This window comes from Desulfovibrio piger (assembly GCF_951793255.1).
In the GTDB taxonomy this organism is placed as follows: domain Bacteria; phylum Desulfobacterota; class Desulfovibrionia; order Desulfovibrionales; family Desulfovibrionaceae; genus Desulfovibrio.
This window is the reverse complement of record NZ_OX636706.1, coordinates 791,442-807,178: the sequence shown is the minus strand read 5'-3', so window position 1 is coordinate 807,178 and position 15,737 is coordinate 791,442. Positions and strand designations below refer to the sequence as shown.

General features: G+C 63.0%; 15 protein-coding genes. 9 read left to right on the top strand and 6 right to left on the bottom strand.

Annotated features, from left to right (window positions below):
• Positions 1 to 27 precede the first annotated feature (27 nt).
• The 4 genes from Q4I12_RS03850 to Q4I12_RS13935 all read left to right on the top strand — a co-directional run bounded on the left by Q4I12_RS03850 (position 28) and on the right by Q4I12_RS13935 (position 1,910).
• Entirely contained in the window at positions 28 to 165 is a 138-nt protein-coding gene (locus Q4I12_RS03850; RefSeq protein ID WP_006006716.1) for a CcmD family protein, read from the top strand.
• Positions 158 to 712 (top strand): tetratricopeptide repeat protein, encoded by a 555-nt coding sequence (locus Q4I12_RS03845; RefSeq protein WP_168935086.1) that lies wholly within the window; start codon positions 158 to 160, stop codon positions 710 to 712. The genes Q4I12_RS03850 and Q4I12_RS03845 overlap by 8 nt, the downstream gene beginning before the upstream one ends.
• A gap of 384 nt (positions 713 to 1,096) precedes the next feature.
• Positions 1,097 to 1,459: a transposase gene (locus tag Q4I12_RS03840; protein ID WP_302259935.1), complete on the top strand. Its 363-nt coding sequence runs from the start codon at positions 1,097 to 1,099 to the stop codon at positions 1,457 to 1,459.
• On the top strand, positions 1,368 to 1,910 hold the full coding sequence (locus tag Q4I12_RS13935) for an IS5 family transposase (RefSeq protein ID WP_367891464.1): 543 nt from the start codon (positions 1,368 to 1,370) through the stop codon (positions 1,908 to 1,910). Before Q4I12_RS03840 ends, Q4I12_RS13935 begins: the two co-directional genes overlap by 92 nt.
• Positions 1,911 to 2,266: 356 nt before the next feature.
• Here the strand turns inward: Q4I12_RS13935 and Q4I12_RS03835 are convergent, their stop codons facing one another.
• The 4 genes from Q4I12_RS03835 to Q4I12_RS03820 form a co-directional block, all read right to left on the bottom strand.
• Positions 2,267 to 4,312 carry a dipeptide ABC transporter ATP-binding protein gene (locus tag Q4I12_RS03835; RefSeq protein ID WP_302260643.1) on the bottom strand — a complete coding sequence of 682 codons (2,046 nt, stop codon included), beginning with the start codon at positions 4,310 to 4,312 and terminating at the stop codon, positions 2,267 to 2,269.
• Between the two features lie 209 nt (positions 4,313 to 4,521).
• Entirely contained in the window at positions 4,522 to 6,063 is a 1,542-nt protein-coding gene (locus tag Q4I12_RS03830; protein ID WP_302260641.1) for an ABC transporter substrate-binding protein, read from the bottom strand.
• Between the two features lie 117 nt (positions 6,064 to 6,180).
• Positions 6,181 to 7,131, bottom strand: a complete 951-nt coding sequence (locus Q4I12_RS03825; protein WP_302260640.1) for an ABC transporter permease — start codon at positions 7,129 to 7,131, stop codon at positions 6,181 to 6,183.
• Positions 7,131 to 8,111, bottom strand: a complete 981-nt coding sequence (locus Q4I12_RS03820; RefSeq protein ID WP_302260639.1) for an ABC transporter permease — start codon at positions 8,109 to 8,111, stop codon at positions 7,131 to 7,133. The genes Q4I12_RS03825 and Q4I12_RS03820 overlap by 1 nt, the downstream gene beginning before the upstream one ends.
• Positions 8,112 to 8,440: 329 nt before the next feature.
• On the opposite strand from Q4I12_RS03820, the gene Q4I12_RS03815 reads away from it, so the two are divergent.
• The 4 genes from Q4I12_RS03815 (at position 8,441) to Q4I12_RS03800 (ending at position 11,756) form a co-directional block, all read left to right on the top strand.
• A complete protein-coding gene (locus Q4I12_RS03815; protein ID WP_302260638.1) occupies positions 8,441 to 9,427 on the top strand; it encodes a TOBE domain-containing protein in 987 nt (328 codons plus the stop codon).
• A 66-nt stretch (positions 9,428 to 9,493) separates the two neighbouring features.
• Positions 9,494 to 10,315, top strand: coding sequence for an ABC transporter substrate-binding protein (locus tag Q4I12_RS03810; RefSeq protein WP_302260637.1), 822 nt, complete (start codon positions 9,494 to 9,496; stop codon positions 10,313 to 10,315).
• A gap of 98 nt (positions 10,316 to 10,413) precedes the next feature.
• Complete coding sequence (locus tag Q4I12_RS03805; protein ID WP_204626542.1) at positions 10,414 to 11,109, top strand: ABC transporter permease; 696 nt, start codon at positions 10,414 to 10,416, stop codon at positions 11,107 to 11,109.
• Positions 11,106 to 11,756, top strand: coding sequence for an ATP-binding cassette domain-containing protein (locus Q4I12_RS03800; protein ID WP_289616792.1), 651 nt, complete (start codon positions 11,106 to 11,108; stop codon positions 11,754 to 11,756). The genes Q4I12_RS03805 and Q4I12_RS03800 overlap by 4 nt, the downstream gene beginning before the upstream one ends.
• Before the next feature lie 165 nt (positions 11,757 to 11,921).
• Here the strand turns inward: Q4I12_RS03800 and Q4I12_RS03795 are convergent, their stop codons facing one another.
• A complete protein-coding gene (locus tag Q4I12_RS03795; protein ID WP_302260636.1) occupies positions 11,922 to 13,277 on the bottom strand; it encodes an autotransporter outer membrane beta-barrel domain-containing protein in 1,356 nt (451 codons plus the stop codon).
• A gap of 16 nt (positions 13,278 to 13,293) precedes the next feature.
• Here Q4I12_RS03795 and Q4I12_RS03790 point away from each other — a divergent pair, with 16 nt between their 5' ends.
• Entirely contained in the window at positions 13,294 to 13,692 is a 399-nt protein-coding gene (locus Q4I12_RS03790; RefSeq protein ID WP_302260635.1) for a hypothetical protein, read from the top strand.
• A gap of 1,194 nt (positions 13,693 to 14,886) precedes the next feature.
• Here the strand turns inward: Q4I12_RS03790 and Q4I12_RS03785 are convergent.
• Positions 14,887 to 15,492, bottom strand: a complete 606-nt coding sequence (locus Q4I12_RS03785; protein ID WP_302260634.1) for a recombinase family protein — start codon at positions 15,490 to 15,492, stop codon at positions 14,887 to 14,889.
• Positions 15,493 to 15,737: the final 245 nt, after the last annotated feature.

Sequence of the window (15,737 nt, the reverse complement as noted above, 5' to 3'; positions counted from 1 at the left end):
GGGATCCCCGCTTTCAAGGAGTGCCCTATGGACAGCAATTTCCTGTGGCTGGTGGCGGCCGGTGCCGCCGTCTGGCTGGGTCTGGCCGCGTACCTGGTCTTCATGGGCTGTGCCCAGCGTCGTCTGGATGCCCGTCTGCGCCAGATGGAGATCCTGCATGACTGATAGCCGTCTTTCCTTCACCGCCCGCGCCATCATCCTGCTGCTGGGCCTGAGCCTGCTGGTCATGCTGGGCGTCACCATCAAGGAACGTGTCAGCAATCCGCATCTGGTGACCGAACGTCCCACGGCCCCGCAGGGCATGGGACAGGAACAGAACCTGCTGGCCAGCCTGATGCAGAAGGTGGCCGCCGAGCCCACCAACAAGGATGCCCTGATGCATCTGGCCGAACACCTGATGGCCACCCAGGAATGGGACGCCGCAGCCACCTTTGCCCAGCGCGCCGTGGCTCTGGACGTCAACGATCCCCAGCCCCTCTACATGCTGGGCGTCATCCTGCACAATCAGGGCAAGCCGCAGGAAGCGGCCGCGACCCTGGAAAAGGTGGTGGCCCTGCGGGACGACGCCACGGTGCGTTACAGCCTGGGCGTGCTCTACAGCTACTTCCTGCAGCAGAAGGACAAGGGGCGCGCCCATTGGGAGGCCGGCCTTAAGGATCCGAAGATCTCGCCCGAGATGCGGCAAGCCATCGAAGAAGAGCTGAAAAAATAACCCCCTCCCCATCAAAGACAAAAAGGGCGCCCTCGGGCGCCCTTTTTTCATGCCCTGTGGCCGACAGGAGATGGAGGCTACATTGAGGCCCCCTCTTCACCGTCACCAGCCTTTGCCCGGCATCCTCTCCTTCCGGCCCGTTCCGGGGCAGGCAACCTGCCTTCTTTATTAAAAATTCCTTTGTGACTTGAGACCTCTCCCCTCAGGGAGACAGTCCGCACGCCCCCTGTCCGTCGGCTGCGGAGGCGGTAGCCGTTGCCCGCACCAGCGGGCTTACAGATAGAGACAGCGCTTTCATGGGCTGTCTTGCCGCGTAACACATTGCTGTCTTTAGAGGATGTCCGGCATGTTTTTTGATTTTAAAAGGTGTGGTAATCTCGTCCCATGAAACAAACAGATTTTCGTGATGTGCCTGATGAGCTGTGGGAACGTATCGAGCCTCTCCTTGCCCCGTTCAAACGAAAAAGAAGCGGCGGCAGCAAACCGCTTGCGCAGCGCACGGTTCTGGCAGGAATCCTCTACAAATGCCGGACTGGATGCCAATGGGCCATGCTTCCCGCCTGCTATGGATCAAAAAGCACTGTCCACGAGCACTTCCAGCGATGGAACAAAGCTGGCATCATGGCGGAGATTTTTCGCATCCTTCTTGCTGAATATGGGGAAAAGGTCGGCGTCGACGCCCAATGGCAGGCTATGGACGGCACCTTGCTGCAAGCCCCGACGCGCTCTCAAAAAATCAGCGACTGAGGGCCTTGGACGCAACCCGACGGACAGGGGCCGAAGCGGCGGCAAGATACATCTCCATGTGGATGGTCAGGGTATTCCTCTGGGAGTGACAGTCACAGGTGCCAATGTTCATGACAGCCGCCTGATAGAAGCGACGCTGAAGAACTCCCGGGAAATGGGCGGCTGGTTTCTGGGGTCTGCCGTACGCCATCTCTGTCTGGACAAGGGCTATGACTACCCGCGAGTCAGCGAAGAAGTCTACGTAAACGGATTTGAGGAGCATATCCGCAGCCGGGGGGAAGAAGTTCGGGACCGCTGGAGGACTCCTGCCCGCCGTTGGGTAGTAGAGCGGACATTCGCCTGGTTGAAGGGTTTTCGGAGCTTGCGCACTCGCTACTGTTGTTACCTCGTCAATTTTATGGGGCTACTTTACCTTGCTTTGGCCTGTATCCTTTGGAGAAAACTGGTATAGCAAGATGTATGCCGGACATTCTCTTATCCGTAGCTTCCTGCGTCGCAACGGCTAAAGCTCAGCCGGCGGATGGGGCGACTGTGGATTGAAACATCAGGTCTTGCCCTTTCCCGGTGTCCACCACGAAAAAAGCCGCTCACCATGGAGCGGCCTTCCAGCTTTTCCTCTCTTGTTCCCTTTCGTGCCCATGCCGGGAACACAGCGCCATCCCTGCCCTCCGGACAGCGACGGGGACAGGCAACATCACCAGAGCAAAAGTTTTTTCGGGGATGGGGGCGTGGGGGAAGGGGCAGTTTTTACCAAAAAACGCCCCTTCCCCCACAACTCTCCCAAACACCTTCCTCCCCGCCCGACACTCAGCCACGCAGCCAGTGGCCGGGATGGACCTCGCGCCACGTGCCGTCGCTTTCGTCATCAGGACAGGGCAGGATCTCCTTGCGTTGCTCGAACAGGGGATCCGGCACGGGCATGGCCGAGAGCAGGGCCCGGGTGTAGGCATGCAGGGGCCGGGCGAACAGCTCTTCCGTGGGGGCCAGCTCCACCAGGCGGCCGTGACGCATGACGCCCACGCGGTCGCAGAGGTAGCGCACCATGGCCAGATCGTGGGCGATGAACAAAAAAGTGAAATCGTGCCCCTGCCGCAGATGGCGGAACAGGGCCATGATCTGGGCCTGGATGGAGACATCCAGCGAGGCCACGGGCTCGTCGGCCACGATGAAGCGCGGCTCCAGGGCCACGCTGCGGGCGATGGCCACGCGCTGGCGCTGGCCGCCGGAGATCTCGGCCGGATAGCGGTCCAGGAAACCGGCATCGAGACCCACATGCCCCAGCAGGCGGACGACTTCTTCCCGGCGCTGGCGGGCATCGCGGAAGACGTTCTGGATGACGAAGGGCTCGGCGATGATGTCTTCCACGCGCATGTGCGGGTTCAGGGCCGCGGAGGAATCCTGGAAGATGATCTGCATCTGGCGCCGGCGTTCCTGCCGCAGGTGCGGGGCCTGGTCGTGGATGTCGTGCCCGTCGAAGAGGATGCGGCCCGTGGTGGGCGGATACAGGCCCATGACGGCGCGGGCCAGCGTGGACTTGCCGCAGCCGGATTCCCCCACCAGACCGAACATCTCGCCCCGGCGGACGGCAAGGTCGAGCCCGTCCACGGCCCGGACGGTCAGGCCCCTGCCGGGACGGAAGTGCAGACGCAGATCCTGCAATTCCAGCAGGGGGCGGCCGTCATCGTCGGGGGCGTGGCCGTGCGCATGGTCCTTTGTGGTTGCCGCGGCTGTTCCCTGCTGGGCGGCCAGACGGTCATGCAGGCGCTGGTGCCCCTCTCCGAAGGCATAGCGGCTGTCGGACATCTCCAGCGCATGGGCGCTGTCGGTCCAGCACAGGCTGGCACTGCCCCGGCCCGGCGTGATGTGCAGGGGAGGCTCCACTTTGGGGGCCTGCGGGTGCAGCAGCCAGGTGGCGGCCTTGTGCCCGGGGCTGACCTCGAAAAAGGGCGGCATGCGCTGGTAGTCCACCTTCATGGCCCAGGCGTTGCGCTCCGCAAAGGCATCGCCCGGCGGCGGGTCCAGCAGGCTGGGCGGCATGCCGGGGATGCCCCGCAACTGCCCGCTGCGCACGGCCAGCGCGGGCAGGGCCCCCAGCAGGCCCCAGGTGTAGGGATGCCGGGGATCGTAGAAGACATCGGCGGCGCTGCCGGTCTCCACCAGACGCCCCGCGTACATGACGGCCACCCTGTCGGCCACGCGGGCCACCACGCCCAGATCGTGCGAGACGAGGATGATGCCCACGCCGGTCTTGCGCTGCACGTCGCGCAGCAGATCCAGCATGCGGGCCTGCACGGTCACGTCCAGCGCGGTGGTGGGCTCGTCGGCCAGCAGGATGCGCGGGCCCAGGGCCAGGGCGATGGCCAGCACGCAGCGCTGCCGCATGCCGCCGGAAAAATAGTGCGGTTGCAGGCGCATGCGCGCCTCGGGATCGTCGATGCCCACCAGTTCCAGCAGTTCGAGGGCCCGCTGCCGGGCCTGCTCCGGGCGCATGCGGCGATGGCGGCGCAGGGCCTCCATGATCTGGTCGCCCACGGGCAGGGTGGGGTTGAGGCTGGCCATGGGATCCTGGAAGAGCATGGCGGCCTGCGGGCCGCGCACGGCGCGCATCTGCCGCTCGCTGCAGGGCACGATGTCGCGGCCTTCCAGCAGGATGCGGCCCGAGATGCGGGCATTGTCCGGCAGCAGGCGCAGGATGGAGCGGCAAAGCACGGACTTGCCGCAGCCCGATTCGCCCACGATGGCCAGGGTCTCCCCGGCGTGCAGTTCCAGATCGACGCCGCGCACGGCCTGTACCTGTCCGGCGGGGGTAGCGAAGGTGATGTGCAGGTCTTCCAGTTGCAGCAGGGGCGTCATGGCAGGAGCGGGGTTGAGGTTGGAGAAGGGCGGCCGGACATTGTACGGCGCGGGGACGGCAGCCGCGCCCGCGTCTTTTCCCGGCGGGCCATCCGGCCGGTGCGGCGCGTCAGGTTCGGGACAGGGGGCCGCAGGACGGCAGACGACGGGGGCACCGCGTCCGGCCTGCGGACGACGGCACCCCCGTCAGAAACATCTTCCCGCGGCGTCTAGCGTTGCAGGGTCCAGTCTTCGATGTTCCACATGACGCCCACGGCATGATGCCCCAGGACGCGGGTGGTATCCAGCCCCTTGAGACCGGCCACGCTCACATAGTTGCCGTGCAGGTAGACCAGGGGCAGCTGCGCGGGCATGGCGGCATAGGCCACTTCAAAGGCCTGATAGGCGGCCTTGCGCTTGGCGGGGTCCTCGGTGGCGCGGCCCTCACGCAGCAGCTCGTCCACCTTGGGGCTGGAATAGGCCATGTTGTTGTCGCTGGCGCCGGTGACGAAGCTCTTGAACACGCCGTCGGGGTCGAACTCGGCGGCAAAACCGGCCAGATAGCCGTTGTAACCGGCCTTCCAGTCGAAGCGCGTGACCAGGGCGATGTTCATTTCCACCCCGGCTTTCTTGAACTGGCGGGACAGGACGTTGATGATGTCCACGCGCTCTTCTTCGTAGTCGCGCACCTGGATGGTGAAGGAGAAGCGCTCGCCGTTGCGGGCGTAGATGCCGTCCGGGCCCTTTTTCCAGCCCAGGCGCTCCATCTCGGCCGCGAACTTTTTCAGGTCATAGGGATAGACGTCGGCAGTGGGGTTGCCGCCCAGAGGGCTGGTCTGGATGGGGCTGAAGGCCGGGAAGCCCTGGCCCGCCAGCACGCCGTCCACGATGGCCTGCTTGTCCACGGCGTAGTTGAGCACCGCGATGGAGTCCTTGTTGCGCTGCCAGAAGGGCGTGTGGAAGTCCATGGCCACCGTGCGCAGGTCGGCGGTGGTGAAGTCCACGGTGGTGAAGCCGTCCTTGCCGCGGAAGGTGCGGGCATACTTGGCGTTGAGCCAGGCCAGGTCGGCCTCGCCGGAACGCAGCATGAGGGCCTTGGTGCTCTCCACGGCCACGGTCTTGTAGACGATACGCTCGATGGACGGCACCTTGCCGTAATAGTCCGTGTTGCGCTCCAGCACGATCATGCCGCCGGCCGTGTCCCAGGAGACGAACTTGAAGCGGCCGGTGCCCACGGGAGCGTGGTTGGCGGGTACGGTGTTGATGTCGTGGCCCTCATAGAGGTGGGCGGGCAGGATGCCCATGCAGAAATTGTCCAGCATGGCCGCATTGACCCGCGCCAGCCGGATGACCACGGTGCGCTCGTCCGGGGCCGAGATCCGGCTGATGTCCTGATAGTTGCTGGTGATGGTGGAGGTCAGGGTCTTGTCGCTGGTCAGGGCCGTGTAGGTGTAGACCACGTCCCGGGCGCTGAAGGGCGCGCCGTCGTGCCATTTGACCCCGTCGCGCAGGTGGAAGGTATAGGTCAGGGTCTTGGGATCATAGTCCACGCTTTGGGCCAGGTCGGGCACGGGCAGGCCCTTGGCGTCGAACTTCATGAGCCCGGAAAAGATGATGGTGGGCAGTTCCTGATGGGGGCTGAGCACGGGGTTGATGGTGTCCTCGTTCTCGCCGGCATAGACCAGGGTGTTGGCCATGTCGGCGGCCGGGGCCGGATGGGCGGTCAGCAGGGCCAGAGCCAGCAGGCAGCAGGACAGCAGGGATCGTTTCACGGCGGGGTTCCTCGGCGGCGGGCCCGGGGCCCGGGTTGAAGGTTCTCGGCGGACGGGGGGACAAAGATGCCCCCGGGCGGGCGGCATGTATCCGGGGCAGGCGGGGCCTGCCGGTGTTCAGAGATTGCTGGGGCCCCGGACGCTGTTGCGGCGGAAGTGGTGGCCCAGGCTCGTGATGCAGAGCAGGGCCGTCACCAGGAACAGGCCGGGGATGAGGATCACCCACCAGGTATTGAGCAGCAGGGCCTTGTCGGCCAGGGCCAGCATGCTGCCCCAGGAAAGTTCGTCCACAGGCAGGCCAAGGCCCAGGAAGCTGAGGGTGGATTCCATGGCGATGCTGGTGCTGACGGCCGAGATGACCACGAAGAGGATGGCCGAGACCACATTGGGCACCAGATGGCGGCGCATGATCCAGCCAAAGCTGCCGCCCATGCAGCGTGAGGCCAGGATGTATTCGCTGTGGCGTATCTGGCGCACCTCGCCGCGCACGATGCGGGCCAGGGCGAACCAGCCCGTGACGCCGATGAGCAGGGCGATGCTCAGGGCGTTCTGGGGGCCCAGAAGGGAGACGGCCAGCAGCAGCACCAGCAGCACGGGGATGCTCTGGACGAGCTCCACAAGGCGCATGAGCAGGGCGTCGGTACGGGCCGGGGCGATGCCGGACAGGCAGCCGTAGGCCACGCCCAGCACGGTGATGACCGCGGCGCTCAGCAGGCCGATGAGCAGGGAGGCCCGGCCGCCGAACCAGATGATGGAATAGATGTCCCGGCCCAGGGAGTCTGTACCGAAAAAGAACCGGCTGCCGGGCGGGGTGTTGCGGTCGGCAAGGTAGAATTCGGCGGGGTCGTGGTTGGCCAGCCAGGGCGCGCACAGGCAGCCCAGCACCAGCAGGAGCAGCAGGCACAGGGGCAGCAGGGGCAGACGGGCCAGGCGCTGCCGCCGGCCGGGACGGCGCAGGGCCGGGCGGTGTTCCCGCCAGCCCGCGCCCACCAGCTCGAAGGCATCGTCGGGGAGGGCCTCCTCCGGCCGGGTCGCGGCGCTGTGGGGGGCCGTACGGGTCTCGTCCATCAGCAGACCACCTCACCGCTCTTGATGCGCGGGTCGATGGCCTCGTTGATGCTCTGGGCCAGCAGACTGCTGCTGATGACCATGGCCCCGGTGAACAGGACCATGAGCATGAGCAGGTTGTAATCGTGATACTTGGCGCTGGAGATGGCCAGCAGGCCGATGCCGGGATAGTTGAACACGGCTTCGGCCACATAGGTGCCGCTGAGCACATGCGGGATGGAGATGGCCATGATGCCCACCACCGTGGGCATGACGTTGCGCAGGCAGTGGCTCCAGAGTACGCGGGTGCGGCCCAGGCCCTTGGAGCGGGCCAGCAGCACATAATCGCGCCGTACTTCGTCCAGCAGCTTGTTGCGGATCATGTAGGCGTAATACCACAGGTGGCTGGCCACCATGACGGCCAGCGGCAGCACCAGATGACGGGCGCGGTCGGCGATGTCGCCGGCCTTGCCGTAGCTGTAGGCGCCGCTGCTGGGCAGCCATTCCAGATTGACGCTGAAGACCAGCACCAGCAGCACGCCCAGCCAGAAGGCCGGGACATAATAGGCCGTGGTGCCCACCCGGCAGATGAGGCGGTCCAGGGCGCTGTGCTCGAAGCGGGCGCAGAGCAGGGCCAGGGCGATGGCCAGCACGAAGACCAGCGCGTAGGCCAGCCCGCCCAGCAACAGGGTGTTGCCCAGCAGGGGCAGGACCACGTCCACCACCGGGCGCTTGTATTTGAGCGACATGCCGAAGTCGCCGTCCAGCACGTTGCCGGCCCAGCGTTGGTACTGTTCCCAGATGGGGCCGTCCAGGCCCAGGCGCCGGCGGGCGGCGTCCAGCTCGGCGCTGCTCATGGATTGCACGGCATCGCCGTAATAGGATTGCAGGGGATCGCCGGGCGTCAGGCGCGAGATGTAGAAGACCGCCAGCGAGAGCGCCAGCAGCATCAGCACCAGCAGCGCTGCCTTGCGCAGCAGGGAGGCTATGAGGGTCGGCATGACATCCTCCGGTCGGCCTGACGGTCGTATCCGGTTTTGGTGTTACAAATTGCAAATCCGTGTCACGGCTATTTAGGGCCATAAAAGCTGCCGTGTCAAGGCAGGGGCCGGAAAAAAGCGGACATGGCGTGCTTTTGCGCCATCATGCGGACAGGAGCGGCGCGTGCGCGTCCGGCTGTCTGTTGCCGCTGCCCGCCGCCTGAGGGGATGGTCACCAAAACATGGAAAAATCATTCCTGATTCTGCCGAAAACGTGACAAGAGCCGGGAAATGTCGTATGCCTTGCGCAGTCTTCGCGAGACGTTCAGCCCCTAAAGAGAGCCGCCGCAGTGTCCCATCTGACCCGAGAAAAACTGGAAGCCCTTTCCCGCTGCTGGGAGCAGTGGGAAGCCGAGGCCGCCACGCCCCAGCGCAAGGTGGCGCGTGCCCGGCTGCATCTGTTGTTCCTGCTGCTGCGCTACGGCGGCCTGCGCCTTGGCGAGGCGCTGGAGCTGGACGCCCGCAAGGATGTGGACACCGTGACCGGTATGGTGCATGTTCCGGGTCCCAACAGCCGGGACGTACTGCTGCCCCTGAGCGCCATGCGCCATGTGCGCCGCATCCTGAGCCTGCCCGAGGCCGAGAGCATGGGCAGGGACTTTTTGCACTTCGACCAGGGCTTCATCCGCAAGAGCTTTTATGCCGTGGCCCGGCCGCTGGGGCTGGACAGGGCCATGGTGGGGCCGCGCGCCATCCGCTACGCCCGCGGGCTGGAGCTTCTGGACCTGCATGTGCCGGTCAACCTGGTGCAGAAATTCCTGGGCCAGCAAAAGCCTTCGCAGATCGCGGCCTTCCTCAACTTCTCCGACGGCGCCGCGCGGCGCATGGTCCAGAACAAGACCCTGGGGCCCTCGTCCGGCACGGACCCGCTCTGCAATTCCTTTCTGGGCATCGTGGAGGACATCTCCGTGGGCATGCGCATGGCCTCGGTGAGCGTGCGCACCTTCGGCGACATGCGCCTTGGCGTGCAGTGCAGCACGCGCCAGTTCGTGCATATGGAGATCCACGCCAACCAGGTGGTCACCGTGCTGGTGGACCCGGAACAGATCGTGCTCTCGCGCAGCCGTGCCACGCTCAGCATGGGCAACTGCCTGCCCTGCACGGTGCAGAGCATCCACCAGGACCAGGTGGAGTCCTTCGTCTCGCTGGAACTGGGCGACGGCTCGCGTCTGTGCGCCACGGTGGAGACGCCGGGCCTGCTCCGGGTGGGCATCCACGAGGGCCAGAAAGTCTACGCCCATTTCCCGTCACGGGCCGCGCGCCTGTGTCTGGACTGATATTTCCCGCAAGGGGCCGCCGTTCCGAACCGGCGGCGCATCATCAACCAATCAAGGAGTCGTATCATGAAAAACCTGAAAAAACTGTTCCTGCCCGTGCTGGCCGCCGCCTTCCTGGCCGCTCCGGCCCAGGCTGCCGACACGCTGATGATGGCCACCACCACCAGCACCCAGGATACCGGCCTGCTGGAATTCCTGGCCCCCACCTTCCAGAAAGAGACCGGCATCGAGCTGAAATGGGTGGCCGTGGGCACCGGCAAGGCCCTGGAGATCGCCAAGAACTGTGACGCCGACGTGCTGCTGGTGCACGCCCCCGCCGCTGAAAAGGAATTCGTCAAGGCCGGTCACGGTATCGACCGCCGTCAGGTGATGTACAACGACTTCGTGGTGGTGGGCCCCAAGGCCGACCCCGCGGGCGTCAAGGGCAAGGACACCGCCGCCGCCCTCAAGACCATCGCCGACAAGAAGGCCTCTTTCGTGAGCCGCGGCGACCAGTCCGGCACCCACAAGGCCGAACTCAAGCTGTGGAAGCAGTCCGGCCTCAATCCCGACAAGGAAGCCTTCTACATCTCCGCCGGCCAGGGCATGATGGCCACCCTGAACATGGCCGCTGAAAAGAGCGCCTACACCCTGACCGACCGCGGCACCTGGATCAAGTTCAACGCCCGGCAGGGCGCCAAGAACCCCCTGGCCATCGTGGTGGAAGGTGACAAGGCCCTGTTCAACCAGTACAGCGTCATCACCGTGAACCCCAAGCAGTGCCCCAAGACCAAGGCCGACCTGGGCAAGAAGTTTGAAGACTGGTGGGTGGCCCCCTCCACCCAGAAGCGCATCGCCGAGTTCAAGCTGGAAGGCAAGCAGCTCTTCTTCCCCAACGCCGGCAAGTAGCGTTTTTCCGTCCGTTGGCGGGGACGGTCTCCGGGCCGTCCCCGTTTTGTTTTTCGACCTCCCTCCACGGATTCCCTCCGTCGCATTCCTGGTGATCTATGGACTATCTGGTCAACGGCTTCTGGGCGGCCTTCGCCCTGCTGGCCAATATGGACGACGCCACCTTCTCGGCCATCACGGCCACGCTGGTGTCCACGTCCTACGCCATGGCGGCATCGCTGCTCATGGGCCTGCCCATGGGCTTTGCCCTGGGCTATTGTGATTTTCCCGGCAAAAAGGTCTTGCGCCTCATCTCCGACACCCTGCTGGCCTTCCCCACCGTGCTCATCGGCCTGCTGGTCTATGCCTTCATCACCTATCGCGGCCCGCTGGGCGAATGGGGCCTGCTCTTCACCCTGCCGGGCATGGCCATCGGCCAGACCCTGCTGGCCCTGCCCATCGTGGTCTCGTGGGTGGCCCAGGCCGTGGAGGGCCTTGACCCCCGCTGCCGCCAGACCCTCCTGACCCTGGGCGCCCGGCCCCTGCAGCTGGCCTGGCTGAGCCTGTGCGAAGTGCGCTTCGCCATCGCCATGGTCTGCCTGACCGCCTTCGGCCGCGTCATCACCGAGGTGGGCATCGCCATGATGCTGGGCGGCAACGTGCGCTATCATACCCGCACCATGACCACGGCCATCGCCCTGGAGACCAGCAAGGGCGAGTTCGCCCAGGGCATCGCGCTGGGCCTGGTGCTGCTGTTCATGGCCTTTGCCATCAACGTGCTCATGACCTTCATCAAGCACCGGGGGCGCATATGAGCCTTTTGTACGAAGTCCGCGGCCTGGTGCGCCGTTACGGCCGCGTGACCGCGCTGGACCTGCCCGCCCTGGGCGTGGACGAGCTGCGCATCCACAGCGGCCAGGTGCTGACCCTGGTGGGCTACAACGGCAGCGGCAAGTCCACCCTGCTGCGCCTGCTGGCCTTTCTGGAAGAGCCCGACGAGGGCCGCATCATCTATCATGGCGGCGAGGACCCGCGCCGCGAGGTGAGCCTGCTGCTCCAGGAGCCCTATCTGCTCAAGACCACCGTGTTCGAGAACGTGGTGCTGGGCCTGAAGCTGCGCGGCCGCCGGGACGGTCTGGAGGACGCCTATCAGGCCGCCATGCGGCAGGTGGGCTTCGATGATCCCGATGCCATGCGCCGCCGCGGGCCAAATGCCCTTTCCGGCGGGGAACGCCAGCGCGTGGCCCTGGCCTCGCGCCTGGTGCTGCGTCCGCGCGCCCTGCTGCTGGACGAGCCCACCTCCAACGTGGACGTACGCAGCGCCCGCGCCATCGCCGCCGCCGTGGCCCGGTGCCGGGCCGAAGGCGCGGCCATCGTCTGTTCCACCCACGATCCCGCGCTCATGCAGGCCCTGGGCGGGGAACAGCTCAAACTGGGCCAGGGCTGGAGCCTGGACGGCTAGAGGGCGGGTTTCTGGGCGGGGAAGGCGGGCGGCAGGCTATCGAAGCTCAACGGACGCCCGATCAAAGGCAGGAATGCCGGTTACGGCGCACCGTACAACCTCCTCATGAAAAGAGCGGTTGTACGGCGCGCCTGAAAGAGACGCCGAGCGGCCTCGCGGCCGGGGCTAGAATTCCACGCGCAACCCGGCGCTCACGCTCCAGGGCGTGGAAGCCTTTTGCCCGTCCTCGCGTTCGAACTCCGCATAGAGGCGGGCGTTGCTTGCGAATTGCAGGTCGAAGCCCGCGCCGTAGTAGCCGCGCGTGCCGCGCAGGTCGTCCGAGAACTCGATGCCGTTGACCAGGACTTTCTGGTCCCCCGCGAACTCATGGTTCACGCCGCCCTTGATGTACGGCTGGAAGTAGCGGCCTTCGTCGAGGTCCCACTTTTTGCCCAGCACCAGCCCGGCGCGGCCGGTAAGGGCGTAGGCATCATCCTGTTCTTCCACCTTCATGCCGTTGCTGGTCGTGAAGTCCGTGCCCTTCATCCAGTACCAGGAAAGCTGCAGCTGCGGCTCCACGAAAAAGCCGTCGTCAAAGCGGAACATGCGGCCAAATTCCTGACTGATGCCGCCGCCGTAGGTGTTGTAGGAGCCGTGCACGCGCGTGCCGTCCAGCATGCGGGTCTTGAGGTCCTGGTCATACCAGTCCCAGCTCAGGACGGTGTCCGAATACCAGCCGTCGCCATGCTGCCAGGTGGCATAGGCTGCCAGACCGTAAGAGCGGCTGTCGCCGGAACCGTCATGCAGGCCATCGATGCGCTGGTCGGCCTTGGTGAGCTGGCCGCGCACGCCGAACAGCCACTTGTTGTTTTCGTTTTGCTCCACAAGGCGGTCATAGCCGAAGGACGTGCCGTAAAAGTTCTGGCTGAAGTCGATGCCCGCCAGACCGGAGAGTGTGTTCTCCTGCGTGAAGCCGCGCACCCACAGGCCGTCCGTGCCGGTGCCGTGACGGATCTCGCCCAGGCGCTCGCGCAGGTCGGAGAGCTGGCCCATGTACATGGCGTAGGCCGAGGCCATGCCCGACAGGCCCAGCACGGTCTCGCCGGTGGGGGATTTTTCACCGCCGGCGGAACGTTGCAGGTACCATTCCCTGCCGTCGGGGTTCCCCGAGCTGCCCAGATCCCTGCTGGCAAGCTCGTACAGGTAGAGGCCCGCATCCACCTTGCCGCCTTCGTTGGCCAGCGAGAAGGAGGCGGTACCGCCATTCTGCCGGACGATGAAGTTATTCATGGCTGCCTGTGATGGTTCGCCGCCGCTGGCCTTCACGTCCAGCTTGTGGTCGCCGCTGGCTTCACCGTTGATGACGATCCGGTCGGTATCGTTGTTGATATTCGTATCGACGACAAAGGTGCCGCCGTCGCCGTCCAGCGTATCCAGGGTCAGGGTACGGGCATTCGTTGCCGAACCTGTCCGGCCGGATGTGAGATCGACCGTGCCCTCGCCATCCACCGTGCCACTGCCATTCAGGTTAAGCCCGGACAAGGTGGAGTTCCCCGTCATGTTCCAGCGGGCGCCGTTGGCGAAGGCAAGCGTGGTCGTTCCCGTGCCTTTGTCCGCCGTACCTGTCAGGAAGGATTCTTTCGTGTTGAAGCTGGCGGAAATGCTTCCCTCCTGTTCATTCGAAAGGTTACCCGTGATTTGTGTGGTGAATGAAGCGGAGCCTTCAGCATCATTGATGGTAAACTTCCCTTGGTATGGTGTGCTGATGCCGTTATGGAGGATGACCGTACCGCTCTGGATGTTGGCGATGGATTTTGAAAAACCTTTTATACTGTGTATTTCAACAGTATTATCTTTAGTGTTATCTATTTTAAATTCGTTAAAGTTTTTAATAGAACCAGTTATTGTGATATTTGAATTATTTCCAGTGAATACGGATCGCTCAAAAGACCCGTAACTAGTCTCGACAGCACAATCGACATTTTCTACCTTCAATGTCGAACCTGTGACGGTCACTGTTGTAAACTGGCCTATATTTTTTATGGTTCCGTCAAAATTTTCTATCTTCGCGACAAGATCTATTCTATCTTTCATGCCATAAAGTGGATGAGTTTTATTATATCCGTAAAGAGAAGATTGGGAAAGATCTGGTGAGGAATGCTCTTCCTGTCCTGTGATGATCACTTCCCCTGATATCGTCGTAGCTGTCTTGTCGGGGGAGCTTTGACAGTAAATGGCATAGACATTTCCGGTTACTTTAGCAGTACCTGATATCTGTACAGTGTTATTTTGTAAGCTACCGGCATTCGCATAGCCACCGACAACGGCTATTTGTTCGTCATTAAAGGCTCCCCCTGTAAGTATACCTCCAGAAAGATTAACACTATTGCCTACGGCTTTACCATTCTTTCCGGTTGCCATGCCACCGATGACGACACCAGAAAACGTGCCGCTGTCTATGTTTACGCTATTATTATTCGCTTCTTTTCCTGCATATCCGCCTATCACGGAAATATCAATCTCCCCCTGATCGAAGCCAATTTTATTCCCCTTTACTGTAATAGTACTTTGTTTTATACTTACATTATTATTTAATGCTTGAGATCTTTTTGCGCTATCTGGATATCTAGTGTCAGCCTTTCCGCCATATATGCCATTAACGTCATCATTGCGTCCCTCTATGATCAGGCTATTTCTGCTTGCATCAACAGCCCCGTTCCCCCAATCCCCTGTTGCCTCTCCACCATAAACAATATCAGGCAAGGGGCCTGACGTACTATTATATGTGATATTCTTATCGCTTGCTTCGCCGGGGCCATAAGCCAAAACGTTTTCCCCCACGCCCATCACCAGCATGGCGGCCACAGCCAGTGAACCGAACGTATTAACAAGACGGCATTTTTTCAGTACGGCGCGATAACGGTTAGCCAGGTTCCGCAAGGCATTGCGCGACAGTTTCACATGCTCCTCCTACATTTTGCTGCCAGGCCGGACATCCCGCGCTGGCGTTGGCAGTGACGAAAAAGCGTACTTTTTCGCCATGCGGCATGTACTGTTGTGTGGAATGCACTTGCTATTTACAGGTGGTTATTTCTACAGTAATATTTGTGGAATCATATGACTGGCGAAAAAGTACACCTTTTTGCCATGTTCAATCTTCAGACTTTTTTATGGATTCTGCACGGTAACGGAATGTTGACCGTGCCATGCCGCACTGTTCCGCGGCTTTGACAGCGGAGATTTTTCCTGTCTTCCACAGTTCGTACATTTCGGAAAAATTGGGAGGCAGGGGCCTTGGTTCCCGTCCCAGGCGAATGCCCCGCAGCCGTGCAGCGGCGATGCCTTCGGCCTGGCGTCGCCGGATGTTTTCCCGCTCGTTCTGGGCCACGAACGAGAGCACCTGCAGCACGAGGTCGGCAATGAAGGTCCCCAGCAGGTCCCTGTCCCTCCGGGTATCCAGCAGCGGCATGTCCAGTACAAGGATGTCCACATGCCGTTCCTGCGTGAGCAGCCGCCATTGCCGCTGTATTTCCTCATAATTGCGGCCCAGACGATCGATGCTCGTGACGCAGAGCTGGTCGCCGGGCCGGAGCCGTGCCAGCAGGTCTTCGTACCGGGGACGGCGGAAGTCCTTGCCCGACATCCGGTCGGTGAAGATCCTGTGCCTGGGGATGCCCTGCCGTTGCAGGGACAGATGCTGGCGCTCTGCGTTCTGGTCGGTGCTGGATACACGGGCGTAACCGTACACGCTGTTCATGGCATGCTCCTTGGTATGGCTGGCCGGCCGGGCAGCCAGCCGGTGGTGCCCCGCCCGGCCGGGGCCTGTCCTTTTTCCGGGACACTGCGGAGGGGATACGCCATCCGCCGCGGGGGAGGCAGCCATGCGGGCGTGTTGCCGGAGATGGGGAGGGGCGCCGGAACCGGATGCAAAAAACACGCTTTTTCCATCTTTTTTGCCGACAGATGGAAAAAGCGTGTTTTTTGTCATGTCATATGAAAAAT

What these genes read in the sequence shown, in the direction of transcription:
- Q4I12_RS03820 (WP_302260639.1), bottom strand. Translation starts at nt 8,111, where the DNA reads ATGCCGACCCTCATAGCCTCCCTGCTGCGCAAGGCAGCGCTGCTGGTG.
- Q4I12_RS03840 (WP_302259935.1), top strand. Translation starts at nt 1,097, where the DNA reads ATGAAACAAACAGATTTTCGTGATGTGCCTGATGAGCTGTGGGAACGT.
- Q4I12_RS03825 (WP_302260640.1), bottom strand. Translation starts at nt 7,131, where the DNA reads ATGGACGAGACCCGTACGGCCCCCCACAGCGCCGCGACCCGGCCGGAG.
- Q4I12_RS03850 (WP_006006716.1), top strand. Translation starts at nt 28, where the DNA reads ATGGACAGCAATTTCCTGTGGCTGGTGGCGGCCGGTGCCGCCGTCTGG.
- Q4I12_RS03805 (WP_204626542.1), top strand. Translation starts at nt 10,414, where the DNA reads ATGGACTATCTGGTCAACGGCTTCTGGGCGGCCTTCGCCCTGCTGGCC.
- Q4I12_RS03800 (WP_289616792.1), top strand. Translation starts at nt 11,106, where the DNA reads ATGAGCCTTTTGTACGAAGTCCGCGGCCTGGTGCGCCGTTACGGCCGC.
- Q4I12_RS03810 (WP_302260637.1), top strand. Translation starts at nt 9,494, where the DNA reads ATGAAAAACCTGAAAAAACTGTTCCTGCCCGTGCTGGCCGCCGCCTTC.
- Q4I12_RS03790 (WP_302260635.1), top strand. Translation starts at nt 13,294, where the DNA reads ATGTTCCAGCGGGCGCCGTTGGCGAAGGCAAGCGTGGTCGTTCCCGTG.
- Q4I12_RS03785 (WP_302260634.1), bottom strand. Translation starts at nt 15,492, where the DNA reads ATGAACAGCGTGTACGGTTACGCCCGTGTATCCAGCACCGACCAGAAC.
- Q4I12_RS03845 (WP_168935086.1), top strand. Translation starts at nt 158, where the DNA reads ATGACTGATAGCCGTCTTTCCTTCACCGCCCGCGCCATCATCCTGCTG.
- Q4I12_RS13935 (WP_367891464.1), top strand. Translation starts at nt 1,368, where the DNA reads ATGGGGAAAAGGTCGGCGTCGACGCCCAATGGCAGGCTATGGACGGCA.
- Q4I12_RS03835 (WP_302260643.1), bottom strand. Translation starts at nt 4,312, where the DNA reads ATGACGCCCCTGCTGCAACTGGAAGACCTGCACATCACCTTCGCTACC.